General features: G+C 69.0%; 21 protein-coding genes. 7 read left to right on the forward strand and 14 right to left on the reverse strand.

The window, feature by feature from the left end:
- Positions 1-137: 137 nt before the first annotated feature.
- Positions 138-1,004, forward strand: coding sequence for a hydroxymethylpyrimidine/phosphomethylpyrimidine kinase (locus WS95_RS14565; RefSeq protein WP_034206568.1), 867 nt, complete (start codon positions 138-140; stop codon positions 1,002-1,004).
- Between the two features lie 183 nt (positions 1,005-1,187).
- Here the strand turns inward: WS95_RS14565 and groL are convergent, their stop codons facing one another.
- From groL to WS95_RS14620, 11 genes are all read right to left on the reverse strand, one after another.
- The gene (groL, locus tag WS95_RS14570) at positions 1,188-2,828 is read right to left on the reverse strand and encodes a chaperonin GroEL (protein WP_034206567.1); all 1,641 of its coding nucleotides are present in this window, start codon (positions 2,826-2,828) and stop codon (positions 1,188-1,190) included.
- 45 nt (positions 2,829-2,873) lie between these two features.
- On the reverse strand, positions 2,874-3,167 hold the full coding sequence (gene groES, locus WS95_RS14575) for a co-chaperone GroES (protein ID WP_004186661.1): 294 nt from the start codon (positions 3,165-3,167) through the stop codon (positions 2,874-2,876).
- A gap of 403 nt (positions 3,168-3,570) precedes the next feature.
- Complete coding sequence (locus WS95_RS14580; RefSeq protein ID WP_059824388.1) at positions 3,571-4,083, reverse strand: SRPBCC family protein; 513 nt, start codon at positions 4,081-4,083, stop codon at positions 3,571-3,573.
- Between the two features lie 43 nt (positions 4,084-4,126).
- Complete coding sequence (locus tag WS95_RS14585; protein WP_059824391.1) at positions 4,127-4,759, reverse strand: LolA family protein; 633 nt, start codon at positions 4,757-4,759, stop codon at positions 4,127-4,129.
- Entirely contained in the window at positions 4,756-5,175 is a 420-nt protein-coding gene (locus WS95_RS14590) for a hypothetical protein (RefSeq protein ID WP_059824613.1), read from the reverse strand. The genes WS95_RS14585 and WS95_RS14590 overlap by 4 nt, the downstream gene beginning before the upstream one ends.
- 26 nt (positions 5,176-5,201) lie before the next feature.
- On the reverse strand, positions 5,202-5,984 hold the full coding sequence (locus tag WS95_RS14595) for an anti-sigma factor family protein (RefSeq protein ID WP_059824392.1): 783 nt from the start codon (positions 5,982-5,984) through the stop codon (positions 5,202-5,204).
- Entirely contained in the window at positions 5,981-6,496 is a 516-nt protein-coding gene (locus WS95_RS14600; protein WP_059824394.1) for a sigma-70 family RNA polymerase sigma factor, read from the reverse strand. The genes WS95_RS14595 and WS95_RS14600 overlap by 4 nt, the downstream gene beginning before the upstream one ends.
- Before the next feature lie 27 nt (positions 6,497-6,523).
- Positions 6,524-6,883, reverse strand: a complete 360-nt coding sequence (locus WS95_RS14605) for a COG4315 family predicted lipoprotein (RefSeq protein WP_059824396.1) — start codon at positions 6,881-6,883, stop codon at positions 6,524-6,526.
- Between the two features lie 315 nt (positions 6,884-7,198).
- On the reverse strand, positions 7,199-10,459 hold the full coding sequence (locus tag WS95_RS14610) for a beta strand repeat-containing protein (RefSeq protein WP_059824398.1): 3,261 nt from the start codon (positions 10,457-10,459) through the stop codon (positions 7,199-7,201).
- Positions 10,460-10,968: 509 nt separating this feature from the next.
- A complete protein-coding gene (locus WS95_RS14615; protein ID WP_059824400.1) occupies positions 10,969-12,213 on the reverse strand; it encodes an NAD(P)/FAD-dependent oxidoreductase in 1,245 nt (414 codons plus the stop codon).
- A gap of 67 nt (positions 12,214-12,280) precedes the next feature.
- The gene (locus WS95_RS14620) at positions 12,281-13,060 is read right to left on the reverse strand and encodes an ABC transporter substrate-binding protein (protein WP_059779418.1); all 780 of its coding nucleotides are present in this window, start codon (positions 13,058-13,060) and stop codon (positions 12,281-12,283) included.
- Between the two features lie 373 nt (positions 13,061-13,433).
- On the opposite strand from WS95_RS14620, the gene WS95_RS14625 reads away from it, so the two are divergent.
- The 5 genes from WS95_RS14625 to WS95_RS14645 all read left to right on the forward strand — a co-directional run bounded on the left by WS95_RS14625 (position 13,434) and on the right by WS95_RS14645 (position 18,817).
- A complete protein-coding gene (locus tag WS95_RS14625) occupies positions 13,434-14,444 on the forward strand; it encodes an ornithine cyclodeaminase family protein (protein ID WP_059824401.1) in 1,011 nt (336 codons plus the stop codon).
- The gene (locus tag WS95_RS14630) at positions 14,441-15,235 is read left to right on the forward strand and encodes a helix-turn-helix transcriptional regulator (RefSeq protein WP_059779412.1); all 795 of its coding nucleotides are present in this window, start codon (positions 14,441-14,443) and stop codon (positions 15,233-15,235) included. Before WS95_RS14625 ends, WS95_RS14630 begins: the two co-directional genes overlap by 4 nt.
- Before the next feature lie 186 nt (positions 15,236-15,421).
- Positions 15,422-16,153, forward strand: coding sequence for a DsbA family oxidoreductase (locus WS95_RS14635; protein ID WP_059824403.1), 732 nt, complete (start codon positions 15,422-15,424; stop codon positions 16,151-16,153).
- Between the two features lie 134 nt (positions 16,154-16,287).
- On the forward strand, positions 16,288-17,727 hold the full coding sequence (locus WS95_RS14640; RefSeq protein WP_059824405.1) for a DHA2 family efflux MFS transporter permease subunit: 1,440 nt from the start codon (positions 16,288-16,290) through the stop codon (positions 17,725-17,727).
- 301 nt (positions 17,728-18,028) lie between these two features.
- A complete protein-coding gene (locus tag WS95_RS14645) occupies positions 18,029-18,817 on the forward strand; it encodes a sulfite exporter TauE/SafE family protein (RefSeq protein ID WP_034207843.1) in 789 nt (262 codons plus the stop codon).
- A gap of 153 nt (positions 18,818-18,970) precedes the next feature.
- Here the strand turns inward: WS95_RS14645 and WS95_RS14650 are convergent, their stop codons facing one another.
- The 3 genes from WS95_RS14650 to WS95_RS14660 all read right to left on the reverse strand — a co-directional run bounded on the left by WS95_RS14650 (position 18,971) and on the right by WS95_RS14660 (position 24,017).
- Positions 18,971-20,806, reverse strand: a complete 1,836-nt coding sequence (locus tag WS95_RS14650) for a S10 family peptidase (protein ID WP_059779405.1) — start codon at positions 20,804-20,806, stop codon at positions 18,971-18,973.
- A gap of 616 nt (positions 20,807-21,422) precedes the next feature.
- Entirely contained in the window at positions 21,423-23,513 is a 2,091-nt protein-coding gene (locus tag WS95_RS14655) for a D-(-)-3-hydroxybutyrate oligomer hydrolase (protein WP_059824407.1), read from the reverse strand.
- Positions 23,514-23,651: 138 nt separating this feature from the next.
- Positions 23,652-24,017: a BON domain-containing protein gene (locus tag WS95_RS14660; RefSeq protein WP_059824408.1), complete on the reverse strand. Its 366-nt coding sequence runs from the start codon at positions 24,015-24,017 to the stop codon at positions 23,652-23,654.
- A 430-nt stretch (positions 24,018-24,447) separates the two neighbouring features.
- On the opposite strand from WS95_RS14660, the gene WS95_RS14665 reads away from it, so the two are divergent.
- The gene (locus tag WS95_RS14665) at positions 24,448-25,890 is read left to right on the forward strand and encodes a TAXI family TRAP transporter solute-binding subunit (protein WP_059824410.1); all 1,443 of its coding nucleotides are present in this window, start codon (positions 24,448-24,450) and stop codon (positions 25,888-25,890) included.
- Positions 25,891-25,954 lie beyond the last annotated feature (64 nt).

The raw sequence follows: 25,954 nt of genomic DNA on the forward strand, positions 1-25,954 counted from the left end.
TCCGTCGTACCGGCCGGATTCCACCGCATAATGGTTGAAAGTGCGGCCTGCCGGGCAACACAGGGCCGAAAACGCCCCACTCGCCTCGCCGTCCGCATCTCCGTCGCTTTTCCGTTTTTCTCTTGCCCCATTTTTACATGTCCAGCAACGCCCCTCCGATCGTCCTCACCTTCGGCCTGTCCGATCCCACCGGCGGCTCCGGCCTCCAAGCCGATCTGATGACCCTGGCGAGCATGGGCTGTCACGGCGTGTCCGTCCTGACCGGCTATACCGTGCGCGACTCGGCCGCCTGCGATGAAGTGACCGGCCTCGACCCCGACGTCGTCGCCGCGCAGGCGCGCATGCTGCTCGAAGACATGCCGGTGGCCGCGTTCAAGATCGGCGCGGCGACGCGTGCGGAAGTCGTGAGCGCGATCGCCGAAGTCGTCGCCGACTACGACGGCGTGCCGCTCGTGCTCGCGCCGGACTTCACGCTCGACGACGAACACGTGCTCGCCGCCGACGACCTGCGCGAATCGATCGCCGACCTGCTGGCGCCGCAAACCACCCTGCTCGTCGCCGATCACGCGACGCTGATCGCGCTCGCGCAGCCGGACGGCGATGCCGAAGCGCCGAATCTCGATGCGGCCGTGTCGCACCTGCTGTCGCAAGGTTGCGAATACATCCTGTCGTCGGAAACGGGCTCGCACCGCCTCGTCAATACGCTGTACGGCGAAGAAGGCCAGCTTCGCGAAGACATGTGGGACCGCTCGCCGCACCGGCTGATGGGCATCACCGATACGCTCGGCGCGGCCATCGCGGCGCTGCTCGCAAACGGCCAGGAGCCGCCGGAGGCCGTGCGCGAGGCGCAGGAATACCTGTACCAGGCCGTGCGCGACGCGTTCCGGCCCGGTATGGGCGCATACCTGCCCGACCGGTTCTTCTGGGCGCGCAGCAACGACGATTCGGACGCGCCGCCGGCCGTGAAGGCCGATCCGGCGCCGAGGACGTCGCACCGGCATTGAGTCGCGACGCGGCGAGCAGGTCCCGCCGCACGCCGCGCCGCTTTGAGGCGTGACGTATCCGGCCGCCTCGCGCACGCATCGAAAACCGCGCGCACATAAAAAAAGACCCGCATCGCTGCGGGTCTTTTCTTTTGGCTGGAACGCGCATCGCTGCGCGCTCCGGACACCGTCGACCGAAGTCGATTACATGTCCATGCCCATGCCGCCCATGCCGCCCGGCATGCCGCCCGGCATCGGTGCGTCTTCCTTCGGCAGTTCTGCGACAGCTGCGTCCGTCGTCAGCAGCAGGCCTGCAACCGACGCTGCGTTCTGCAGTGCGGTGCGCGTGACCTTGGTCGGGTCGACGACGCCGGCTTCGACCATGTCGACGTACTCGCCCGTTGCTGCGTTGTAGCCGTAGTTGCCCTTGCCTGCAGCAACCGCTGCGACCACGACGCTCGCTTCTTCGCCGCCGTTCGTGACGATCTGGCGCAGCGGCTCTTCCATCGCGCGCAGCACGATCTTGATGCCGGCGTTCTGGTCGGCGTTCACGCCGGTCAGGCCTGCGATCGCGGTGCGTGCACGGATCAGCGCGACGCCGCCGCCCGGGACGATACCTTCTTCAACGGCAGCGCGGGTTGCGTGCAGCGCGTCTTCGACGCGTGCCTTCTTTTCCTTCATTTCGACTTCGGTCGCAGCGCCGACCTTGATCACCGCAACGCCGCCGGCCAGCTTCGCCACGCGCTCTTGCAGCTTCTCACGGTCGTAGTCCGACGTCGCTTCTTCGATCTGCGTGCGGATCTGCTTGACGCGCGCTTCGATGTTCACGGCTTCGCCTGCGCCGTCGATGATCGTCGTGTTTTCCTTGCCCACTTCGATGCGCTTCGCCTGGCCCAGTTCTGCCAGCGTTGCCTTCTCGAGCGTGAGGCCGGTTTCTTCCGCGACGACCTGACCGCCGGTCAGGATCGCGATGTCTTCCAGCATCGCCTTGCGACGGTCGCCGAAGCCCGGCGCCTTGACCGCGACGGTCTTCAGGATGCCGCGGATGTTGTTGACGACCAGCGTTGCGAGCGCTTCGCCTTCGACGTCTTCGGCGATGATCAGCAGCGGACGGCCTGCCTTCGCGACTTGCTCGAGCACCGGCAGCAGATCGCGGATGTTCGACACCTTCTTGTCGTGCAGCAGCACGAACGGGTTCTCGAGGACGGCGACTTGCTTGTCCGGGTTGTTGATGAAGTACGGCGACAGGTAGCCGCGGTCGAATTGCATGCCTTCGACGACGTCGAGTTCGTCGGCCAGCGACTTGCCGTCTTCGACGGTGATGACGCCTTCCTTGCCGACCTTGTCCATCGCTTCAGCGATGCGATCGCCGATCGACGAATCGCTGTTCGCCGAGATCGAGCCGACCTGTGCGATTTCCTTGTTGGTCGTGCACGGCTTGCTGATCTTCTTCAGCTCTTCGACGGCCGCTGCGACTGCCTTGTCGATGCCGCGCTTCAGGTCCATCGGGTTCATGCCCGACGCGACGTACTTCATGCCTTCGCGAACGATCGATTGCGCGAGGACGGTTGCCGTCGTCGTGCCGTCGCCTGCGTTGTCGCTGGTCTTGGAAGCGACTTCCTTGACCATTTGCGCGCCCATGTTCTGGAGCTTGTCCTTCAGCTCGATTTCCTTCGCGACCGACACACCGTCCTTGGTGACCGTCGGGCCGCCGAAGCTGCGCTCGAGCACGACGTTGCGGCCCTTCGGACCCAGCGTGACCTTGACTGCGTTGGCGAGAATGTTCACGCCTTCGACCATCTTCGAACGGGCGGAATCGCCGAATACGACGTCTTTAGCTGCCATCTTTAACTCCTTGAATTCTTGGGAATATGTACCGTCGGAGGACGCTTACTTGGCGTTGACAACGGCCATGATGTCTTCTTCGCGCATGACCAGCAGTTCCTGGCCGTCGACCTTCACGGTCTGACCTGCGTACTTGCCGAACAGGACACGATCGCCGACCTTCACGTCGAGTGCGATCGGCGCGCCCTTGTCGTCGCGCTTGCCCGGGCCGATGGCCAGGACTTCGCCCTGATCCGGCTTTTCAGCAGCGGCGTCGGGGATCACGATGCCCGAGGCGGTCTTGGTTTCCTGATCCAGGCGCTTGACGATCACGCGATCGTGCAAAGGACGAAGGTTCATATTCACTCCTCTCTTGACTGAGATTGAAGAACGCTTAGGGAAACTGCCCGGCTCGTCGCCCGGCAGAGAATTGTTAGCACTCTCGTGCAGCGAGTGCTAATTATATGGACGGGTTTTGACAAATTCAAGAAGGGGAACCGGGGGAATTTTCGCGGCGGCGAGACGGCGGGAAAAACACCGAAATACAGCAAAAAACCCTTTCAAAACAATACCCTGAGGACCACAACCGTCGCACCGGACGGCCCCTTGCGACCCGCCAACCTCATCCAGCCCCGATTGGACACCGGGTAAGCCCGGAGTTCCTGAGACCGGCGACATCGCAGCGAAAAAGCCGTGCGGGCGCCGATTTCACCCGCCGCGACGCGTTCGTTCGCCGGCATCGTCGGGACGAGCCTCGCGCGCCTCACGCATCGGCACAGTCCGCGTCCGACAGCGGCCGGAAGGTCCGGCCGTCCGTCTCGACGGCCGCGCCCAGCCGCCGCGCGAGCCCCTTCGCGCCTTCGCGCATCACGACGTCGTGATTCCATCGGAACAGCGGCCGTGCGAGCGGCTCCAGCCAGTTCATCCAGCCGTGCGTGCGAATGTGCCAGTCGTAGCGCACGACGGTGCGCGCGCCGTCGGCGGCGAACGACCAGCGTCCGTCGCCCTCGATCGCGCCGCTCGCACGGCCTTCGAGCACATGCGGCCGCTCGACGCGCCGCACGCGCATGTCGAAGGTCAGCCGGTACGGCAGCGCGCCCTTCCACGTATACCGGTGCAGCGCGCCGACGCCGCGCGCGTCGCCATGCTCGAGCTCGACGGTGCGCACGGCGCCCTTCCACCAGTCGGGCCAGCGATCGACCTGGTAGATCGCATCCCAGACCGCCGCGAGCGGCGCATCCACCCGCCAGATCGTCGAAAACCGGTACTCCGCCATGCAGCCTCCGGCATGCGCGTCAGGAACGCGGATCGGCGCGCCGTCAGGGCGCGAAGAAACGCTCGGGAAACGCGACGTCGATCTCCACGTCGTCGAGCGTCACGGTTTCGAGCGGCACGTCGTCGCCGTCCGCGTAGCTGACGACCTTCAGCGGAAAACCGTCTGCGGCGTCGAGCCACAGCCGGTAGCGATGCACGCCGTCGACCGCGTGCGCAGGCGCGCCCGTGACCAGCACGCGCAGCGCGGTCCGGCCGCCGACGGCCTCCTCGCCTTCGGTCACCGTCGCGCCGCCCTGCTGCAGCGCATGGACGTTGCGCAGCAGTTCGCCGACGTCCGAGCGGTCGACCCGGTGGCCGGTGCGGTCGCGCACGAGCGGATTGGACGGCGACAACGTCAGCGCGGGCGGCGCGTGCGTGCCGAACGGGCGCAACCGCACCTTGCCGTCGCCGGGATCGTACGCGAGCACCGCGCCGCGATGCGGCGACACGAAATCCATCCGGACGAAGCCCGGTTTCAGGTACGCGTAGCGGATTTCGGTGTGCTCGCCGTCGCGCGCCGACGAGCGAATCGTCGCGCGGTACGAGCGGACGTGGTCGAAATGCGCCTGCGCGACGGTTACGGGATCGGCTGTCATGCTCGCTCCTATCAGGCTCGCGGCCAGCAACGCGGTGATCACGGCGCCGCCTCGACATCGAGCACGCCTTCCATCCCGCGCTCGCGATGGCTCCTGAAAAACAGCAGCCGGTGCGTGCAATAGTAGGCGAATCGCCCCGGCTGCAGCGGCGTGAAACGAAACGTCCTCGGCGTCGTGCCGAGCTCGGTGCGTACCGCGATGCCGGCCTGCGGCGCATCGAGTTCGAAGCTGTGCGGCACCGCGCCGGGCTCGGCCGACACGGTCAGCTCGACCGGCACGTGCGCGCGCACGATCACGTGGTTCGGCCGGAAGAAATAGCTGCCGCCGACGATCGCCACGCGCTGCACGCCATCGGCGTCGACGGGCACACGCACGGTCGGGTCGCCTTCCGCTCGCGCAAGCATCGTGCCCGCGAGGCACGCTGCCAGCCCGAGCCCCTTGATCATCGCCGTTTTCATCGCCTGCTCCCTGCGAGCGCCGCGCGTCATCCCTTCCATGCGTCGGTCGGGCCGCCCAGCGCACCGCATGCGTCGATCGCGAGCGCGCGCAGGCGCCGTTCGTCGCCGCGGCCGGACAGCGCATAACCCATGCCGCGATCCGACCAGAAATACGTGTAGCGCCCGCCGGCCGACATCGCCCGCGGCGCGAGGCGCCGCGCATCGTATGCGGTCATGTACAGCGTCACGCGCGCGCCGTCCGCGCGCTGGTACATGAGCTGCGCGGCCGGCCCCGCGTCGCCGGGCAGCACCCGGCCGCCCAGCAGCGCGTAACCGTATTCGTCGAGCGACGGTGCGCGCACCGGCCGGCCGACGCGCGCCGACAGCCACGCGGCGAGCCGCGCGGGATCGGCCGCGCCGACTTCCACCGGATGCTCGCGGTCGGCGGCGTACACCGCGTATGCGACGTCCGCGCGCGCGGCGAACGCCGGTTCGCGGCCGAACGCCGCCCAGCCGGCATGCAGCGCGACACCGATCAGCAGCCCGGCCGCGAGCCCCGCGAACGCATGCGTGACGGCACGCCAGCGCGGCGCGCGGCGCTGCACGAACAACGCCGGCGCGGCCGCCGGCAACGGAAACAGCGCTTTCAGCGCATCGCGCTGCGCGCGGTAATGCGCGAATCGTTCGGCTTCCTGCGGATCGGACTGCAGGCGCTCGAGCATCTCGCGCCGCTCGTGCCCGGACAGCTCGCCGTCCAGCAGCGCGGACAGCAGTTGCGCCGACGCGTCGTCGTCCCCCCGATTCGAAGGCTTGCGCGGATCGTCCATCATGGCTTCCCGATCACCCGTAACGCGGCCGCGCCGTGCGCCGACGGCACGTCCGACAGCAACGCGCGCATCTGCGCGCGCGCCCGCGCGAGTCGCGACATCACCGTGCCCACCGGCACGCCGAGCACCTGCGCGGCATCGCGATAGCTCAACTCCTCGAGCGCGACCAGCAGCAGCACCTCGCGCTGTTCGACCGGCAGCCGGTACAGCGCGCGCTGCACGTCGCGCAACTCCAGCCCGCCGACCTCGCCGGCCGGCGCGGCCATCGTCTGCCACGGCGCGGTCGCGTCGTCGACCGCGATCTCGTGCCGGGCGCGCAACTGGTCGATGAAGCGGTGCCGCAGCAGCGTCAGCAGCCACGCGCGCAGGTTGGCGCCGTCGCGCGGCGGCCGGTTCAGTGCACGCTCGAGCGTGTCCTGCACGAGATCGTCGGCCCACGCGCGCTCGCCCGTCAGTGCACGCGCATAGCGCGTGAGATGCGGGAGCCACACCAGCAGGTCCGATTCATAGCTCATCGGAGCGCCTCGCGCGTCGCCGCGCGATCACGGCCGCGCGACGTGCCACACGCCGCCGACGCCGTCGCCGCCCGCGTCGCCGGCCTTGCGGTCCATCTTCCAGCGATACAGCGGGCGGCCGCGGTACGCCCATTGCTTCTTGCCGTCGTCGCGGGCGACGAGGCTCAGCGCACCCGACGCCTTGTCGTACGCGTCGGCGAGCGCGGGCGGCCAGTTGGCCGCGCATGCGCCGTCGCACATGCTCTTGCCCGGCGCATCGCGATCGAACACGTACAGCGTCATGTGCGCTTCGTCGACCAGCTTCCCGTCGGCGACCTGCGGCGGTTCCGCAGCCGCCGGCCGCACGAACGCCGCCGTCAGCGCGGCGGCGAACAGCATCCGTTTCATTCCCGTTCTCCTTGGCGTCGTCTCGCGACACGTCGCCGCCGAACGGGACGATCGGCTGCGTCGCGATCATTATCCCGCCGGCCGGCCGTGCCGGAACTCGGTATGTAAACGGACGGCGACGGCCGGTTATTCCATCGCACGCCATGCCGTAACGCGCCGCGACGAGCGGCGGCGATCCTTCATGCGACGAAAGAAAACGGGAAGCCCGAAATGACGACGCGGCACGACATCGCTGTCATGCCGCGTTGCGCGCCCCCTGTTGCACGACCGTTGCGCACGACGGCCGATGCAGCGCCGTCGTGCGGTTTCGGCCGATTACCTCGGCAGTGCGCCGGTCAGCGACTGGAGCAGCGTCGTCACCGGTGCGAGCGGGTTGTTCGGCGAACTGTTGCCGGAATGCGGCGTCACCGACAGGCTCGGTGCGGAGCCGAGCACCGTGCCCGCCGACGTGCCGACCGCATTGACGACCGTCGCGGTCGAGTTGGCACCCGTCGTCAGCAGCGACCCCACCGCGCCCGCCGTGCCGCCGGCCGCATTCGCGCCCGAGCCGAGCAGACTGCCGCCTGCCGCTGCCGTCGAACCGGCCGCACCCGACAGCGCGCCGGCCGCCTGGCCGAGCGCGGCCGGACCGGACGCGAGTGCGCCCGTCACCGAACCGAGCGCGCCAGTCAGTGCGCCGGCCGGGTTGGCGCCGCCCGTCAGGCCGCTCACGAGGTTCGTGATCGGCGCGATCGGGCTGTTGCCGGCCGCGCCGGACAGCGTGCCGACCACCTGGTTCACGACGCCTTGCACCGGCGCCAGCGGGTTGGAACCGCCGAGGTTGCCGAGAGCGCCCGTCACCGAGTTCAGCGCGCCCGTCAGGGCGCCGGCCGGATTGCCGCTGCCGAGCGTACCGACGACCTGGTTCACGACACCCTGCACCGGCGCCAGCGGGCTCGTGCCGCCGAGGGCGCCGAGCGCGCCCGCCACCGAACCGACCGCATTGCCGATCGCGCCCGTGGCCGTCCCCACCGCGTTGCTCAGCGTGCCGGCCGCGTTGCTGCCGCCGAGCGTACCGACCACCTGGTTCACGACGCCTTGCACCGGCGCCAGCGGGTTGGTCCCGCCGAGATTGCCGAGCGCGCCCGTCACCGAACCGAGTGCGCCGGTCAGCGCGCCGGCCGGATTGCCGCCCGGCAGGGCGTTCTGCAGACCGTTGACGAGGTTCGTGATCGGCGTGATCGGGCTGCCGCCGCCCGCACCCGACAGCGTGCCGACGACCTGGTTCACGACACCCTGCACCGGCGCCAGCGGGTTCGCGCCGCCGAGCGCGCCCGTCACCGAGTTCAGCGCGTTCGTCAGCGCACCGGCGGGATCGCCGTTGCCGAGCGTGCCGGCGAGTTGCGTGACGGCGCCTTGCACCGGCGCGAGCGGGCCGCCTGCGCCACCGACGTTGCCGAGCGTGCCCGTGATCGTGTTGACCGCGTTGCTCAGTGCGCCGGCCGGGTTGCCGCTGCCGAGCGTGCCCGTGACCTGGTTCACGATGTTCTGGATCGGGGTGATCGGGTTCGCGCCACCGCCGAGGTTGCCCAGGGCGCCGGTTACCGTGCCGAGTGCGCCGGTCAGCGCGCCTGCCGGATTGCCACCGCCGACGCCGCCCAGTGCGCCCGTTACCGTGCCGAGTGCGCCGGTCAGCGCGCCCGCCGGGTTGCCACCGCCGACACCGCCCAAGGCGCCCGTTACCGTGCCGAGTGCGCCGGTCAGCGCGCCTGCCGGATTGCCGCCGCCAAGCGCACCCGTAACGCCGTTCACCACGCCCTGCACCGGCGCGAGCGGATTCGAGCCGCTGCCAAGGTTGCCCAGTGCCCCCGTGACCGTGCCAACGACACCGGCCAGTGCACCGGCCGGATCGCCGCCGCCGATCGTGCTCGTGAGGCCGTTCACGACACCCTGAACGGGTGCCAGCGGATTCGAACCACCGCCGAGATTGCCCAGTGCGCCGGTCACCGTGCCCACTGCGCCAGTCAGCGCACTCGCCGGGTTACCGCCACCGAGCGCGCCCGTTACCTGATTCACCACACCTTGCACCGGCGCCAGCGGGTTCGCGCCGCCACCGATTCCGCCCAGTGCGCCCGTTGCCGTGCCGAGCGCGCTGCTCAGCGTGCCGGTTGCCGTGTTCAGCGCGCCCGTCAGTGCACCGGCCGGGTTACCGCCGCTCAACGCGCCCGTCACTTGATTCACCACACCCTGTACCGGCGCCAGCGGGTTCGTGCCACCTCCGATACCGCCCAGCGCGCCCGTTGCCGTGCCGAGCGCATTGCTCAGCGTGCCGGTTGCCGTGTTCAATGCACCGGTCAATGCACCGGCCGGGTTGCCGCCACTCAATGCACCGGTCACTTGATTCACCACGCCCTGTACCGGCGCCAGCGGGTTCGCGCCGCCTCCGATTCCGCCCAGTGCGCCCGTCACCGTGCCAAGTGCGCCGGTCAACGCTCCCGCCGGGTTGCCGCCACCGAGCGCACCCGTTACCTGATTCACCACACCTTGCACCGGCGCCAGCGGATTCGAACCGCCACCGATCCCGCCCAGCGCGCCCGTTGCCGTGCCGAGCGCATTGCTCAGCGTGCCGGTTGCCGTGTTCAATGCACCGGTCAATGCACCGGCCGGGTTGCCGCCGCTCAACGCGCCGGTCACTTGATTCACCACGCCCTGTACCGGCGCCAGCGGGTTCGTGCCGCCACCGATCCCGCCCAGTGCACCCGTTACCGTGCCGAGTGCGCCGGTCAACGCGCCCGCCGGGTTACCGCCACCGAGCGCGCCCGTTACCTGATTCACCACGCCTTGCACCGGCGCCAGCGGGTTCGAACCGCCTCCGATCCCGCCCAGTGCACCCGTTGCCGTGCCGAGTGCATTGCTCAGCGTGCCGGTTGCCGTGTTCAATGCACCGGTCAATGCACCGGCCGGGTTGCCGCCACTCAATGCACCGGTCACTTGATTCACCACGCCCTGTACCGGCGCCAGCGGGTTCGCGCCACCGCCGATCCCACCCAGTGCGCCCGTCACCGTGCCGATTGCCCCCGTCAACGCACCCGCCGGATTGCCGCCACCGAGCGCCCCCGTCACCTGATTCACCACGCCCTGTACCGGCGCCAGCGGGTTCGCGCCACCGCCGATCCCGCCCAGTGCGCCCGTCACCGTGCCGATTGCCCCCGTCAACGCACCCGCCGGATTGCCGCCACCGAGCGCCCCCGTCACCTGATTCACCACGCCCTGCACCGGCGCGAGCGGCTGCACCGTGCCGCCGCCACCGCCGAGTGCGCCCGTCACCGCCCCCACGGCGCCCGACAGCACTTGCCCCGGCTCCCCGAGCGACGTCTGGATCGCGCCCGACCCGCCCGCCGTCACGGTCACCGAGCCCAGCGGCGACGTGCCCGTCGCGACCAGCCCGACCGACACGCTGTTCGTCGGTGGATTGACGATCACCTGCGGGATCGGCAGCGCATCGAGGGCGCCCGCCATCGCGGAACCCGAAGCCAGCACCCCGAACACCGTCGCGACCGACAGCGCCACACCCGTCAATTTGAAGTTCTGTCCCATCGTTATTTTCCCCATCTCGGTTGGCACTACGTTGACAAAGCATGGGGACGGATTGCACGAAGCGTGCCAATTCCAAAAACCGGCCGTTTCGCCTATCTGTTGATCGTCAATAAGCCTTTTTAATTGATTTCAAGCGAAATCGGTGGATTGCAGCGCCTTAATCGTCTGATGAAAAAGGCCTTCGGAACACGGATGTAACGTAACGTTTGCGAGCCCCGCGGTAACGTGTTCCGGTACATGCCGCGTACCGCCGGAGCATGCGGCCGCGATGGGACCTATACCGTCGGAGCCGGCTGCCCATTACGCATTTCAGCAATATGAAAATGCATTGATAAATCGCGAATTTGCTGATTTTCTTTTATCGCGAGATTTTCTTTCTTATCGATTACGCAGGTCATTTCAGATTGCGCGGATTTCGATAATCCGGACGGCAAAATGAAAAACTGTGAACGGCACGCATTGCTACCGATGCATGCCGGTGGCCGAAACCGCATCTGCGCGCCGCGGGTTCAACCGAAGCGTGCGGGCCGGTACGGATGGGGATCGATATAGGTCGGCGCACCCGTCATCATTTCGGCGAGCAGACGGCCGGTCGCGGGCCCAAGCGTGAGCCCGTGATGGCAGTGGCCGAACGCGAACCACAAATGGCGGTGGCGCGGCGCGGGCCCGATCACCGGACGCATGTCGGGCGTGCACGGCCGCATCCCGAGCCACGGCTCCGGATCGAGCCGCTCGCCGATGCCGAACGCGTCGCGCGCCAGCGGTTCGGCGCGTGCGAGTTGCACGCCGGTCGGCGGCGCGTCGCGCGGCGCGATCTCGACGCCGGTCGTGAGCCGCAGGCGGCCGCCCTCCATCGGCGCGACGACGAAGCCCTCCTCGGTATCGCACACGGGCACGTTCAGCAGCGTGCGGGTCGGCAGGTAATGCATGTGATAGCCGCGCTTCGCGCGCAGCGGAATCCGGTAGCCGAGCGGCGCGAACACCCGATCGGACCACGGCCCGAGCGCGACCACGGCCGAGCGCGCCGATATCGGCCCGTGCTCGGACCCGACCTGCCAGCCGTCATCCACCTGCGCGAGCGTCGTCGCGTCGCCGCGCACGAACGTGCCGCCGTCGCGCTCGAACAACCGCGCATAGGCCTTGGTCAGCCCGCCCGGGCTCGACACCGTCTTCGGGTCCTGCCAGTGGAAGGCGCCGCAGAAGGCGCCGCCGATACCGGGCTCGCGCGCACGCAGCGCAGGCGCGTCGAGCACGGTCATCCGCAGCCCGTGCGCGTCGGCCACGCGCTGCTGGGCGCGCGCTTCCGCGTCGAACAGCGCGGGCGAACGAAACGCCTCGATCCATCCGCCGTCGTGCACGAGCGGCTGCGCGTCGGTGCGCGCGAGCAGCGCATCGTGCTCGACGACGCTCGCCGCGACGAGCGGCAGCAGGTCGCGCGCGGCGGCCGCGAGCCGCTGCGGCGACGATTCGCGCCAGAAGCGCGAGAGCCAGCCGGCATACTCGGGCAGCGCCTTGTAGTCCCAATAGAGATCGACCGAACGGTTGCGCGCGTAGCGCAGCAGCGTGCCGAGCCGGCGCGGAAACGCATACGGCACGACCGACGAGCGCTCGATCAGCCCCGCATTGCCGTGGCTGGTTTCCTCGCCGGGCGCGCGCCGGTCGACGAGCGCGACGCGCAGCCCGCGATCCTGCAGATGCAACGCCGACGACACGCCGACGATGCCGGCCCCCAGAACGATGACGTCGAAATCCATGGTTCCCCGCACTGCGTCGAGATGGGAGGCGCCGTGCGCCGGCCCCGCGGCCGACGCACGGCGGCGCTTACTTCGCGATGATGTCGCGCTTGAAGTACTTCCGCGACAGCGCGCTCAGCGTGCCGTCCTGCTTCAGCGCGTCGAGCGCGCCGACGATCTTCGCCTGCAGCGCCTTGTCGTTCTTGCGCATCCCGAAGCCGGTGCCTTCGCCGAGCGTCGCCGGATCCTTCAGCGGCTCGCCGACGATCTGGTAGTCGCGACCGGCCGGCTTGTCGAGGAACCCGTCCTGCGCGGTCTGCGCTTCCTGCACGGCCGCGTCGAGGCGCCCCGCGACGAGATCGGCGTAGATCTGGTCCTGATCCGCGTACGACACGACGGCCACGCCCGCGTCGGCCCAGTGCGCCTTCAGGAAATCCTCCTGCGACGAGCCTTGCAGCACGCCGACGTGCTTGCCGCGCAGGCTCGCGGCGTCGGGCTTCAGCGGCGAGCCGTGCTTCGCCACCATCACGATCGGCACCACGTAGATTGCCGGCGTGAAGTCGATGCTCTGCTTGCGCTTCGCGGTGATGTTCATCGCAGAGTTGATCGCGTCGAACTTGCGCGCCTGCAGCGCCGGGATCAGCCCGTCGAACGCATTCTCGACCCACACGCATTTCATGTTCAGCTTCGCGCACACCGCGTTGCCGATGTCGACGTCGAACCCCTGCAACCGACCGGCCGGCGTCTTGCTCTCGAACGGCGGATAGGCGGCTTCGATCCCGAAGCGCAGCGTGGTCTGTTCCGCATGGGCCGCGACGGCCGCGCACGCGAGCGCCGCAGCGGCGCAAAGGGAAAGTTTCCAGTTCATGACGGTCCTTCTGTTCCGGATTGAGGCTGAAGATCGGTCGCACGACGCCCTCGACCGGGCGCCAGGGCAGCATCCGACGCACGCAGCCGCGTGGCGGCGTGTCGGATTCTGCATGCGAAATATAGACTTAAAGTCTACTATAGACTATAGGGGATACGAGAATGCCGCGTCGTTTCTCGACGTCGGAATTTCGTCGCCTGCTTCCGGATGCTTTTGATTCCATGGCTTTTTCCATGAACCCGGCAACGACACGACGTCTCGAAAAGAAAAATCCTCCCGACTTTATTTGTCTATATTAGACTTTTCGTCCATCACGAACCCGCCGGACGCCGTCTTTCGAGACTTTCTGTCCAGCCCGAACCGGAGATGTCCGATGACGCAAACCGTCCCCACCCCACCGCTGATCGTCGACGAAGCCGCAGTGCGCGCGGCGCTTCCGTCGCTCGACGTGCTCGGCACGCTGCGCCGCATGTTCGCTTCGCTCGCCGCGGCGCGCGCGGTGCAGCCGCCGCAGACGCTCACGCTGTTTCCCGACCGGGCCGGCGACTTCATCACGTATCTCGGCGCGCTCGCCGATGCGCAGGTGTTCGGCGCGAAGCTGTCGCCGTACATCGTGGCGGGCGGCCAACCCGACGGGCGACCCGACGGGAAGCCCGACGGGAAGCCCGACGGGAGACCGATCGTCACCGCATGGACCGCGCTGATGTCGATGCAAACCGGCCAGCCGCTGATGTGGTGCGACGCGGGGCTCTTGACCGTCGAACGCACGGCCGGCACGACGGCGCTCGCGGTCGACTGCCTCGCGCCGCGCGACGCCCGTCGTCTCGCGATCGTCGGCACGGGCGCGGTCGGCATCGCGCACCTCAGGCACACGGCGGCGCTGCGCGACTGGGACACGATCCGCGTGTACTCGCCCGCACTCGCCGGCGACGCCGCACAGCAAGCGGCCCTCGCCGCGCTCGACCCGCGCGCCCACGCGGCGGCGAGCATCGAGGCCTGCGTGCGCGACGCGGACGTGGTGATGCTGTGCACGTCGTCGGGCACGCCCGTGCTCGGCGACCGGATGCTCACGCGCCCCGCGCTCGTCACGTCGATCAGCACGAACGTCGCGCGCGCGCACGAAATCCCGCCCGCGTGGCTGCCGGACATGGACGTCTACTGCGACTACCGGCACACGACACCCGCGAGCGCCGGCGAGATGCAGATCGCGGCGGCCGAGCACGGCTGGGATGCCGGCCGGATCGTCGGCGACCTGCCCGCGCTCGTCGCCGGCACCTGCGCGGCGCCGTCGCGCACGCGTCACGCGTTGTTCCGCTCGATCGGCCTCGGGCTCGAGGACATCGCGATCGCGCATGCGCTGTACACGCATCTGACGCACGCATGAACGGCACGCGCACGCGGGGCCGATACAATGGCGCAACCGCCGCCGCGGCCGCGCGCGGGCGCACGGGCATGCCGGCCGACGGTGCGCCGGCTCGCCGCCCCGACACGCTGCCCGGCTTCCGCCCACCCGAGATCGCGACACCGATGCGCAAGAAGAAATCTCCCGTCAAAGACCTGCTGCTCACCCGCTATGCGCCGATCGCCGACGGTATCGCCGCACTGTTCTTCCCGTACGCGGAAGTCGTGATCCACGACCTGCACGACCAGACCGTGCTGTATCTCGCGAACAACCTGTCCAAGCGCGAGGTCGGCGACGATTCCGCGCTCGAGGAAATCGATCATTCGGCGCGCGAGCGCGTGATCGGCCCGTACGAGAAGCTGAACTGGGACGGCCGGCGAATGCGCTGCGTCAGCAACGTGCTGTTCGACGACGACAGCCGCCCGGCCGGGATGATGTGCATCAACTTCAACATCGCGGTGTTCGACGAAGTGCGCGCGACGCTGGACCTGTTCATCAAGGGCGCAGGCGTCGTCGCGCAGCCCGACGAGCTGTTCCGCGACGACTGGCAGGAGCGCATCAACACGTTCCTGCACGGCTGGCTGCGCGAGCGGCAGGTCGGGCTGAACGGGCTCACGCGCGAGCACCGGCGCGAGCTCGTCGAGGCGCTGTACGCGGAAGGCGCGTTCCGCGGCAAGAGCGCGGCGAACTACGTCGCGAACGTGCTCGGGATGGGGCGCGCGACGGTCTACAAGCATCTCAAGCACCTGAAGGAAACGCAGGGCGACGCGTGAGCGCGACGCGGCGGGCGCCATCGCGGTAGCCCGGTCGTCGGTACCGGCCGGCAGTTCCACGCCCCTGCTTCGCGACATGCGGGCGCGCTCCCTTTCGCACCGTGCCACGCGGTTGCGCGAGCGACGAAGCGTCGAAACATAAAATGATATAGTCTCAGTTACATTTTTTTGCCGCCCGAACCGCCCATGACGACCGCTCCCGCCCCGACTGCCCGCCCGACCCTGACCGTCGAAATCTGGTCCGACCTGATCTGCCCGTGGTGCTGGATCGGCAAGCGCCGCTTCGACGAGGCGCTGGCCGCGTTCGCGCACGCCGACCGCGTCGACGTCGCGCTGCGCGCGTACCGGCTGATGCTTGGCCAACCCGTCGAGCCGGTCGAGGCGATGCTGGCCGGCAAATACCGGATGGCGCCTGCGCAGGTCGACCAGATGCTGCGCCAGGTGACCGATGCGGCCGCGAGCGTGGGGCTGCGCTACGACCTGCCCGGCACGCTCGTCGGCGACACGCTCGACGGCCACCGGCTCGTGAAGCTCGCGCAAGCGTCGGGCCGCGCGCAAGCGCTGACCGAGCGGCTCTACCGCGCCTATTTCTGCGAGCACGGCTCGCTGTTCGATCATGCCGAGCTGACCGAGCTTGCGGTCGAAGCCGGGCTCGAGCGCTCGGCCGTCGAAGCCGTGTTGCGCAGCGACGCGTATCGCGACGAAGTCGAAGCCGACATCGCGCGCGCCGCACGAATCGGCGGGCGCGGCGTGCCGCTGTTCGTGTTCGGCGACCGCTATGCGGTGTCGGGCGCGCAACCGGCCGATGCGTTCGCGCAGGCGCTCGACCAGGCGTGGCGCGACGGCATCGTCGAGCCCGGCGGCGGCGACGCGGCCGCCTGCGGCCCCGACGGCTGCGAACTGCCGGCTCGGCCGTAACGCTCATCCCGCTCCACGCGCGCCGCAGCCGCGCGCGCCACTACGCGACGCTCCTGCCACAAACCGGCAGGAAGCGCGCGCCGCCGGCATCTACAATGCATCCTTTCAAATAACTATCGGAAGGCTGCAAGCCCATGACCCACGGGATTCACGGCGAGAAGCGCTGGTACGCGCTGATCGTGCTCTGCCTCGGCGTGCTGATGATCGTGCTCGACAGCACGATCGTGAACGTTGCGCTGCCGTCGATCAGCACCGATCTCCACTTCACCGAAACGGCCCTCGTGTGGGTCGTCAATGCATACCTGCTGACGTTCGGCGGCTGCCTGCTGCTCGGCGGCCGGCTCGGCGACCTGTACGGCCAGCGGCGCATGTTCCTCGCGGGCCTCGTCGTGTTCACGCTCGCGTCGCTCGCGTGCGGCCTCGCGCAATCGCAGGGGATGCTGATCGCCGCACGCGCGGCGCAGGGGTTCGGCGGCGCGGTCGTGTCGGCCGTCTCGCTGTCGCTGATCATGAACCTCTTCACGGAACCCGGCGAACGCGCACGCGCGATGGGCGTCTACGGTTTCGTGTGCGCGGGCGGCGGCAGCATCGGCGTCCTGCTCGGCGGGCTGCTGACAAGCTCGCTGTCGTGGCACTGGATCTTTCTCGTCAATCTGCCGATCGGCGTCGCCGTCTACGCGATGTGCGTCGCGCTGCTGCCGCGCACGCGTGCGCCGGCGGGCACCGCACGGCTCGACGTCGCCGGCGCGATCACCGTGACCGCGTCGCTGATGCTGGCCGTCTACGGCATCGTCGGCGGCAACGAGGCCGGCTGGCTGTCGACGCAGACCGTCGCGCTGATCGGCGCGGCCGTCGTGCTGCTCGTGCTGTTCATCGCGATCGAGTCGCGCGCCGCGCATCCGTTGATGCCGCTCACGCTGTTCGCCGCCCGCAACGTCGCGCTCGCAAACGCGATCGCCGTGCTGTGGGCGGCCGCGATGTTCGCGTGGTTCTTCCTGTCCGCGCTGTACATGCAGCGGGTGCTCGGCTACGGGCCGCTGCAGGTCGGCCTCGCGTTCCTGCCCGCGAACCTGATCATGGCCGCATTCTCGCTCGGGCTGTCGGCGCGCATCGTGATGCGCTTCGGGATCCGCGGCCCGATCGCCGTCGGCCTGCTGATCGCGGCGTGCGGCCTCGCGCTGTTCGCGCGCGCGCCGGTCGACGGCGCTTTCGTGTGGCACGTGCTGCCCGGCATGACGCTGCTCGGCATCGGCGCGGGCGTCGCGTTCAATCCGGTGCTGCTCGCCGCGATGAATGACGTCGACCCGGCCGATTCCGGGCTCGCGTCGGGCATCGTCAACACCGCGTTCATGATGGGCGGCGCGCTCGGGCTCGCGGCCCTCGCGAGTCTCGCCGGCGCCCGCACCGACGCGCTCGCGGCGGCGCAAGCCGCGCCGCTCGACGCGCTGAACGCCGGCTACCGCGCGGCATTCGCGTTCGGCGCGGCGTTTGCGGCCGTGGCCGCGCTGATCGGTTTCGCGCTGCGGATTCGGCCGCCACGCGCGGTCGAAGGCGCCGGCCCCGCGATGCACTGACCGTCGGCAGCCGAGCGGGAACCGGCGTCGAATCGGGGCGCGCAGTGTCGCGCCCTTTTTTGCGCATGCCGGATGCGCGGCATACGCACCCGGTTCGTCTTACCGTTCAGGCCGACGATCCTCGGCCCGCCCCTGCTCAAACGCCCGTTTGACGCCCCGCCGGCGGCCGCCGCGTGAGCTCCCCCCGCCGATTTTTAACGCAGTCGTACGTTGACGCGTCACTTTTGCGACAATGGCGGACTTTGATGCGCGCGCCGCGGCCGCGCGCCGCCGCCGAACGCCGCATAACCGCCTGCTTCCGATGTCGCTTCCCCATATCGATCTGCTGTACTCCCTGTCCGGCCTGTTCGTCGGCATCCTCGTCGGCCTGACGGGCGTCGGCGGCGGTTCGTTGATGACGCCGATTCTCGTGCTGCTGTTCGGCGTCCACCCCGCGACGGCGGTCGGCACCGACCTGCTGTACGCGGCCGCGACCAAGGCCACCGGCACGCTCGTCCACGGCCTGAAAGGCTCGATCGACTGGCGTATCACGGGCCGGCTCGCGGCGGGCAGCGTGCCGGCCGCGGCGCTCACGCTGTGGTGGCTGCACACGCACGGGATGAACACGCCGGGCACCGCGCGGATGATCCAGCTCGTGCTCGGCGTCGCGCTGCTGCTCACGTCGGTCGCGCTGATCTTCCGGCCGCAGCTCACGGCCTTCGCCGCACGCAACCCGCTCGCGCCGAGCCCCGCGCGCACGCTGTGGTCGACCGTGCTGACGGGCGCCGCGCTGGGCGTGCTCGTGTCGATGACGTCGGTCGGCGCCGGCGCGATCGGCGTGACCGTGCTCCTGTTGCTGTATCCACTGCTCGCGACGACCCGCATCGTCGGCTCCGACATCGCGCATGCGGTGCCGCTCACGCTCGTCGCGGGCATGGGCCACTGGCTGCTCGGCTCGGTCGACTGGTCGATGCTGCTGTCGCTGCTGCTCGGTTCGCTGCCCGGCATCGTGATCGGCAGCCTGCTGTCGGCGCGCGCGCCCGAGCGGCTGCTGCGCAACCTGCTCGCGTCGACGCTCGTCGCGGTCGGCGTGCGGCTCGTGCTCGCGTAAGCGGCGGGGCGGCCCTTTCCTCCGCGGTTACGCCCCTTCCCGTCCGGCGCACGACGCGCCGGCCCAGCGCGCGCCGCACAAGAAAAACAGCCCGACCGGCCTGCGCCGATCGGGCTGTCGTCCATCCGGGGCGGCGCGGGCCGCCCGCGCCGCTTACTGCCCCTGCTGCTGCAGTTTCTGCTGCTTCATCTGCTGCGTGCGCGCCTGCAGCTTCAGCACGCGCTGCAACGCGGTGCGGTTCGCGAGGATGCCGTCGTAGAAGTTGGCGAGATCGCCCTTCAACGCGGTCCGCGACGCGTCGTTCAGGTAGATCATGTGGCCCGACGGGTAGTTCTTGATCGTCAGGTTCTGCGCCTTGAGCGTCGGATCGAGCGGCATCTGCGCGAGCGTCAGCTCCGTCTGGTGGAACGGCGTGACGGCGTCGAAATAGCCGTTCGCCGACAGCACCTTCAGGTCCGGGTTCACGCTCATCGTCGATGCGAGGTCGCCGGCCGTGTACAGCGTATTGCCGCCGCCCTTGTTCGCGCCGGTCGGGTCCGTATGGCTGAAGTCCCAGTTGTTGAAGACCTGGTCGTTCAGGTCCACGAACGAAGACGTCGACGTGTACTTGAGGTCGGTGTTGATGTAGCTGTTCCACAGCACCGTGTATGCGCCGCCGACGTTCGTGATCGACGGATCGTTGCTGCCCGAGTTCGGCAGGATGTACGGCGCGATGCCCTTGCCCGTGAAGTTCGCGCGACCGTCGTACTGGCCGATCTGCGTGCCCGGCACGAGCGTCAGGAAGAACGTGTACGGCGGGTTGTCGTCCGACGACGGCACGTTGCCGAGCGCGGCCGGGTTGCCGAAGGTCTGGATCAGCGACGTCGGGTCCGTGCCGATGTACGAACCCATCTGCTGCGCGGTCTGCAGGTTCAGGTTCAGCCGCACGTTCACGAAGCCGCCGTCCTGCGGGTTCGGCTTCTGCGCGAGCGGCGCGAGCGTGTTGTCCGCGTAGTTGCGGGCCTGGACCATGTACGCGTCGAGATCGGTCGGCGTCGGGTTGAGCGTCGTCTTCTTCCAGTAGAACGCGTCGGCCGCGAGCGTCGGGAACGTGCCGACCGCGGACAGCGCGTTCGCGTAGTCGAGGATCGACGACTGCAGCGTGATCCCGTTCAGGTCGATGCCGTCCTCGTGCAGCACCCATGACACGACCGCGCTGCGCGCGGTGCCGTACGACTCGCCGTACAGGAACTTCGGCGAATTCCAGCGCGAGTACTTGGTCAGGTAGCGCTGGATGAAGCGGTCGATCGAGCGCGCATCCTGGTCGGTGCCCCAGAAGTCCTTGTTCTTCGCCGGCGCGATCGCCGTCGAGTAGCCTGTGCCGACCGGGTTGATGAACACGAGGTCGGTGCGGTCGAGCAGGCTGTCCGGGTTGTCGAGCAGCTTGTACGGCGCGGGCGGCGTGAAGTTCGGGAACGACGACTGCAGGCGCTTCGGCCCGTACGAGCCGAGCAGCAGGTAGACCGACGACGAACCGGGGCCGCCGTTGTAGAAGAACGTGACCGGACGCGGCTTCGACGGGTCCGGATTGTCCTGCGTGTACGCGACGTAGAACATCTTCGCGTTCGGCGCCGACGTGATCGGATCGATCGTCGTCAGGTGGCCCGTGGTGGCCGTGTACTTGATCGTCTTGCCGCCGATCGTCACCTGGCGGTGCACGACTGCCGCGCCTTCGGTCGAATCCGTGACCGCGTCGTTCGGCCCGGTGCCGTACACGTCGGTGTCGACGTACGGCTGGTCGGCCGCAGCGGCGGCCGTTGCGTCGGTATTGACCGACGTGCTGCCGCTGGACGTCGCGGCCGCGGTGGCGGCCGCCGCGCTCGGGCTCGGCCCGTCGTCGCCGCCGCACCCCGTGACGAGCAGCGCCGCGGCCGCTGCCGCGGCGAGCGGTACGCTCAGGGTCGTTCCAAATAGCGCGAAACCGTCTTTCAAGGACTTGCGTGTCGTCATTATTGCCTCTCGAACAGAACGATAAATACCGCCGGCCGCAAAGGATCGTTTGCGCCGGCGCTCCGCACCGGGAATGCATTCGTTATGCGACGCACTCCGAGTTTTTTACCGGATCGGCGAATACCGATCGGCACGATTTACCCCACCCATGTTTTTTTGCAACCGCACAATGGAATCAATTCCATTGCGAACGACCATTCAACGGTTCGCAGCAATGCGAATTCATTTCGCGAATTCGCAAGCGCACGAAATCGACGACAAGGCGACACCCTGCGAAGCCCGCCAGACAAGGCGCCTTCACTTCGAAAAGACGAACGATTCCGGTCGGCACGACACCGACTAATCGCGAAACGGCGATCAATCGCGGCTCGGGCCGACTGAATAAAATCGAAAGGATCGATTAACTAAAAGGAAAGGAATATTCTCGTATCTGGAATTTATTAAATTAAGTGAAAATACCGGCGCATAATAGGTTCCGGATTTATGGCCGTAAAGTAATAATTTGTTACGGCGCTCGCCATTCGAATAAAAGGCAGTACGGGACCGATTCCAGGCGATGCAAAGAAAAAAGCCGGACGGCTGCCCGGCTTCGTCGGAGGCGGCGCAACGGCCGCCGTCAGAGCGGCACGTCGATCGTGCCGACGCCGACGGAAATCGCGTTCGCGCCCGGCGCGGCCGAGATCGGCGGCAGGTTCGCGCTCGTCAGCGCGGGCGCGGCGCCCGGCGTGCCGCCGCGCGGCACCGTGCGGATCACCTGCGACGGCGGCAGCGGCGCGCCGTTCTTCAGGTGCTTCCACATCAGGTTCAGCGCCTGCACGTTGTAGTAGTGAACCGGCACGAAGCGCGTGTCGAAGCCGGGAACCGACAGGAATGCGTCGAAGTGCTGGCCGTTCGTCACTTCGTAGAACACCAGCTGGCTGCGCCCGGCTTCGCTGATGCCGTTCTGCGCGACGTACGCGCGCGACGCGTGGTTCACGGGCACGAGCGCGTCGCTGCGGCCCTGCACGATGATCGCCGGCTTGCCGTGCAGGTTCGCGTTCACGCGCACCGCGTCGACGTTCGCGGGCATGCCGAGCATCCCGTTCGTCCACAACTGGCGCAGGCACAGCGCGCCCGCGAAGCTCGCGTCCGGCGTCGCGAGCCGGTGGTCGACACCCGCGCCGTTGTTGAACACGAGATTGATGCCGGCCGTCGGCGGCACGCCGTTGCCGGCGCCGAACACGGCTGGCATCGGCGACGCGGCGGGCGCCGCGACCGCGCCGGTCGCCGGGTTCGTCGTCGCGAAGCTGAAGTTGCACAGGTTGTCGGTCACGCGCGAGCGCGTGTACGCGTTCGCATAGGTGACCGCAATCGCCGGAATCGCCTGCGAATCCCACATCGGCGCCTGCAGCAGGTCGGAATCGGCCAGATAGCCGGCCGCATGGAGCTGCGCGAGCGCGTCGGCCGCCTGGCTCTGCGTGTCGGCGCCCGCCACCAGCCCGGCCGCGGCGAGCGTCGCGCAGCGCTGCGTGCGGATCGACTGCGTGGTCGCGGCCGGCAGCGCGCTCAGGTACGGCGCGGCGGCGAGCGACGCCGACGCGGCCGCGCACGGTTCCAGCAGGTTCGCGAGCGTCGCGTAATCGGCCAGCGGCCGGCCGAACGACGGCACCGGCTGGCCGCCGGCGCGCACGACCGCATTCGGCGCCATCCGCACGTTGATCTGCGGCTCGCCGACCACGACTGCGGTAATCCAGCCGCGGTCGTCCTGTTCGGCCGCCGCGAGCGACGCGCCGCCGCCGTTGCTGACCGACGCGGCGATCGTCGTGATGTCGCCCGCGCGATAGCGCACGCCGTGACGCGCGCCGTCGACCAGCGGTCCGAACTGCTCGTTGAGTGCCCAGTACGCGAACTCGACCGACTGCAGCGTCACGCGCCCCCAGTCCTGCTCGGGATTCTGCTGCGAATGCGCGTGCTTGAACGCATAGCGGTTCGGGAAGCGGCCGTTGAACGCGGCGAGATCGCCGCTCGTCACGTTCGCGGTGAACAGGCTCGCGGTGCCGGCCAGCACCGCGTTGGCGAGCGTGCCGTCGATCAGCGTGACGGTGTCGGAGCCGAGCTCGTGCGCGCCGTTGCCGCCGCCCTTGTCGTTGTAGGCCACCGCGCAGCCGCGCTTGAGCGCCCACTCGCCGGCCGCGGAAATCGCGCCGTACACGCCGCGCGAGCCGGACGACGTCGCGGTGACGATGCACGGCTGCGCGGGATCGAAGCGCGCGGGCACCTGCACGAGCAGCGTCACGTTCTTTGCGCCGCTGCCGTCGTCGGCATACGCGAGATATTCGGTGCCGGCGATCTTGCCTTCGCCCAGCGTATCGTTGCCGTCGAGGTCGACGTTCGGCCCCCAGAAGCGCCCGTAGCCGCCGTTCGCGCTCATGTCGACGAGCGCGCGGTAGTTCGACCAGATCGCGAGGCGACGCAATTCGGCGCTCGTCGGCCGCGACGGGTTCGCGAAGCCGGGCGCACTCGCCGCGGCGAGGCCCGTCTTGCCGAGGCCGGCCGTCAGCAGGTCGTCGCTCGCGCCGTCGTAGGCCGTCGTGCGCACGCTGCCGGACACGAAGCCGGGCAACCGGTTGCGCTCGGCCGATTCGTCGCCGTTGCAGGCGCCGAGCATCGCGACCGCGGCCAGCACCGCCCCCCACACCACCCGCCTGCCCCACCCGAGCTTCGTCATCGCCGCCCCCTCGATATCGTTATCGGTCCGCCGCCGCGCCGCGCGCGGCGCTCGGTCTCTGAAACGCAAACGGGCCCCGGCATGCCGGGGCCCGCCTGGAAACGGGCGCACGCGGCGCTCGCGCGCCGCCGCCCGGCGTTACTGCTGCTGAACGGTCAGCTTGTTCGTGACCGACGTCACGCCCTTCACGCTCTTGGCTGCCTCTTCCGCCTTGTCGATCTGTGCCTGATCGGGCACCGTGCCCTCCAGCGAGATCGCGCCACCCTTCGAGCGCACGACGATGTTCGCCACGTCGATGCCGCCCGCCTTCGTAATGGCCTTGCGCACCGCGTAGCCGAGCTTGCGGTTCGCCTTCTTCGCGGTTTTCGCGGCGGCCTTCGGCGCGCTCGCCGCGGCCGACGGCGCTTCCGTACCCGCTGCGTCGCTCGACTGCGCATACACGCTGCCCGACAGACAGGCCGCCACGGCGGCGACACCCAACGCTCTCAACACGATCGACTTCATGCTATCTCCTTATCACTCCGGAACGGCCGTGCACAGTACGGCCGAATACCCCCAAAAACAGCCGGCCCGCGCGCGAACGGGCGGGACAGCCGGTGTTTTCCACGGCGATACGAGAGAGGCGTCACGGGCCGGCGGCCGGCGCACGCGAAAGCGGGCCGGCCGGGCCGGACAGCCGCCGGCCGGACGCGCCCGGTCTCATGACGTGCCGGGTCGCGCGCGATTCGGGCGCGGCTGCGTCGCACAATGTAATCCAGCGCCCGCGGAAGCGCAAAGCTTTTGACGCGACGGCGCGCCGCTGCCGCCGCGCCGCCGTGCCATCCCGCCGCGACTCGCGCATGGGCGGCGAAACCGGGTACCATCGCCGCGAGCATCCGCGTCGTCCGGTGACGACCGTCACCGATGCGTCACGCCAGCGTCACTCGCCGATTCCATGAAGCCTGCCCGCCCTCGCCCGCCGCGCCGTATCCTCGCCCGCTTCGTCGCCGTCTCGTGGCGCGACCTTGCGCTGTCGATCGGCCCGACCGTGCTGCTCGCCGGCGCGGCCGTCTGGCTCGCGGTCAAGCTGATCCAGCCGGCGCCGCCGTCCACGCTCGTGATTTCGTCCGGGCCGCCCGGCAGCACCTACTGGAACGCCGCCCAGAAATACAAGGCGATCCTCGCGAAAAACGGCGTCACGCTCGACGTTCAATCGTCCGAAGGTTCCGCGCAGAACCTCGCGCGGCTGTCGAACCCGAACGCGCCGGTCGACGTCGGCTTCGTGCAGAGCGGCATCGGCCCGAAGGAGCGCGACGAGCATCTCGCGTCGCTCGGCAGCATCGGCTACGTGCCGCTCGCGATCATGTACCGCGGCCCGGTCGTCGGGCGCCTGTCCGACTTCAAGGGCAAACGGCTCGCGCTCGGCGCGGAAGGCAGCGGCGCGCGCGAACTGAGCCTCGCGCTGCTGAAGATGAACGGCATCGAGCCGGGCGGCCCGACCGAGCTTCTGCCGACGGCCGGCGAGGACGCCGCGACCGCGCTGCTCGACGGCAAGATCGACGCCGCGTTCCTGTCGGGCGACTCGACGCAGATCCCGGTGATGGCGAAGCTGTTCCGCGCGCCGGGCGTGCACGTCTACTCGTTCACGCAGGCCGACGCGTATGCGCGGCGCTTTCCGTACCTGACCGCGATCACGCTGCCGATGGGCGTCTACGATCTCGGCCGCAACCTGCCGCCCGCCGACATCCACACGGTCGCGCCGACGATCGAACTCGTCGCGCGCGACTCGCTGCACCCCGCGCTGTCCGACCTGCTGATCGAGGCGGCGCGCGAAGTGCACGGCCACGCGACGATCCTGCAGCACGCGGGCGAATTCCCGTCGTCCGTCACGCGCGGCTTCCCGCTGTCCGACGATGCCGCCCGCTACTACAAGTCGGGCAAGACCTTCTTGTACCGGCGGTTGCCGTTCTGGGTCGCGAGCCTCGTCGATCGGCTGCTGGTCGTCGTCGTGCCGCTGATCGTCGTGCTGATCCCCGGGCTGCGGCTCGTGCCGTCGCTGTACGGCTGGCGCGTGCGCTCGCGCATCTACCGCTGGTACGGCGCGCTGATCGCGCTCGAGCGCAGCGCGCTCGGCGAACATACGGCCGACGAGCGCGTCAAGCTGCTCGACGAGCTGGACGACATCGAGGAAGCCGTGAACCGGATGAAGATGCCGCTCGCGTACGCGGGACAGTTCTACGTGCTGCGCGAGCACATCGGTTTCGTGCGCGAACGGCTCACCGCGCACGACCAGGATGCGCCGGCGGCCCCGCCCGGCGCCGGCCATCCGCCGGCACGCACGGAAACCGACCCGCCGCCGGCCGGCGACGCCCCCCGGGCGACTCCCGGTTCCGCGTAAGCGAACGATCCGCGATCATTGCTGCATGCGCGCGCCGCCGCGTAACATGGAGGCCGCCGCCAGG

Source organism: Burkholderia sp. MSMB1826 (genome assembly GCF_001526325.1).
GTDB lineage: Bacteria > Pseudomonadota > Gammaproteobacteria > Burkholderiales > Burkholderiaceae > Burkholderia.

Bases quoted from the DNA above. Each gene is read 5' to 3' on its own strand.
- WS95_RS14640 (WP_059824405.1), top strand. From the start codon at position 16,288: ATGACCCACGGGATTCACGGCGAGAAGCGCTGGTACGCGCTGATCGTG.
- WS95_RS14630 (WP_059779412.1), top strand. From the start codon at position 14,441: ATGAACGGCACGCGCACGCGGGGCCGATACAATGGCGCAACCGCCGCC.
- WS95_RS14650 (WP_059779405.1), bottom strand. From the start codon at position 20,806: ATGACGACACGCAAGTCCTTGAAAGACGGTTTCGCGCTATTTGGAACG.
- WS95_RS14665 (WP_059824410.1), top strand. From the start codon at position 24,448: ATGAAGCCTGCCCGCCCTCGCCCGCCGCGCCGTATCCTCGCCCGCTTC.
- WS95_RS14610 (WP_059824398.1), bottom strand. From the start codon at position 10,459: ATGGGACAGAACTTCAAATTGACGGGTGTGGCGCTGTCGGTCGCGACG.
- WS95_RS14565 (WP_034206568.1), top strand. From the start codon at position 138: ATGTCCAGCAACGCCCCTCCGATCGTCCTCACCTTCGGCCTGTCCGAT.
- WS95_RS14615 (WP_059824400.1), bottom strand. From the start codon at position 12,213: ATGGATTTCGACGTCATCGTTCTGGGGGCCGGCATCGTCGGCGTGTCG.
- WS95_RS14605 (WP_059824396.1), bottom strand. From the start codon at position 6,883: ATGAAACGGATGCTGTTCGCCGCCGCGCTGACGGCGGCGTTCGTGCGG.
- groES (WP_004186661.1), bottom strand. From the start codon at position 3,167: ATGAACCTTCGTCCTTTGCACGATCGCGTGATCGTCAAGCGCCTGGAT.
- WS95_RS14645 (WP_034207843.1), top strand. From the start codon at position 18,029: ATGTCGCTTCCCCATATCGATCTGCTGTACTCCCTGTCCGGCCTGTTC.
- WS95_RS14635 (WP_059824403.1), top strand. From the start codon at position 15,422: ATGACGACCGCTCCCGCCCCGACTGCCCGCCCGACCCTGACCGTCGAA.
- WS95_RS14620 (WP_059779418.1), bottom strand. From the start codon at position 13,060: ATGAACTGGAAACTTTCCCTTTGCGCCGCTGCGGCGCTCGCGTGCGCG.
- WS95_RS14600 (WP_059824394.1), bottom strand. From the start codon at position 6,496: ATGAGCTATGAATCGGACCTGCTGGTGTGGCTCCCGCATCTCACGCGC.
- WS95_RS14590 (WP_059824613.1), bottom strand. From the start codon at position 5,175: ATGAAAACGGCGATGATCAAGGGGCTCGGGCTGGCAGCGTGCCTCGCG.
- WS95_RS14660 (WP_059824408.1), bottom strand. From the start codon at position 24,017: ATGAAGTCGATCGTGTTGAGAGCGTTGGGTGTCGCCGCCGTGGCGGCC.
- WS95_RS14625 (WP_059824401.1), top strand. From the start codon at position 13,434: ATGACGCAAACCGTCCCCACCCCACCGCTGATCGTCGACGAAGCCGCA.
- WS95_RS14580 (WP_059824388.1), bottom strand. From the start codon at position 4,083: ATGGCGGAGTACCGGTTTTCGACGATCTGGCGGGTGGATGCGCCGCTC.
- WS95_RS14595 (WP_059824392.1), bottom strand. From the start codon at position 5,984: ATGATGGACGATCCGCGCAAGCCTTCGAATCGGGGGGACGACGACGCG.
- WS95_RS14655 (WP_059824407.1), bottom strand. From the start codon at position 23,513: ATGACGAAGCTCGGGTGGGGCAGGCGGGTGGTGTGGGGGGCGGTGCTG.
- groL (WP_034206567.1), bottom strand. From the start codon at position 2,828: ATGGCAGCTAAAGACGTCGTATTCGGCGATTCCGCCCGTTCGAAGATG.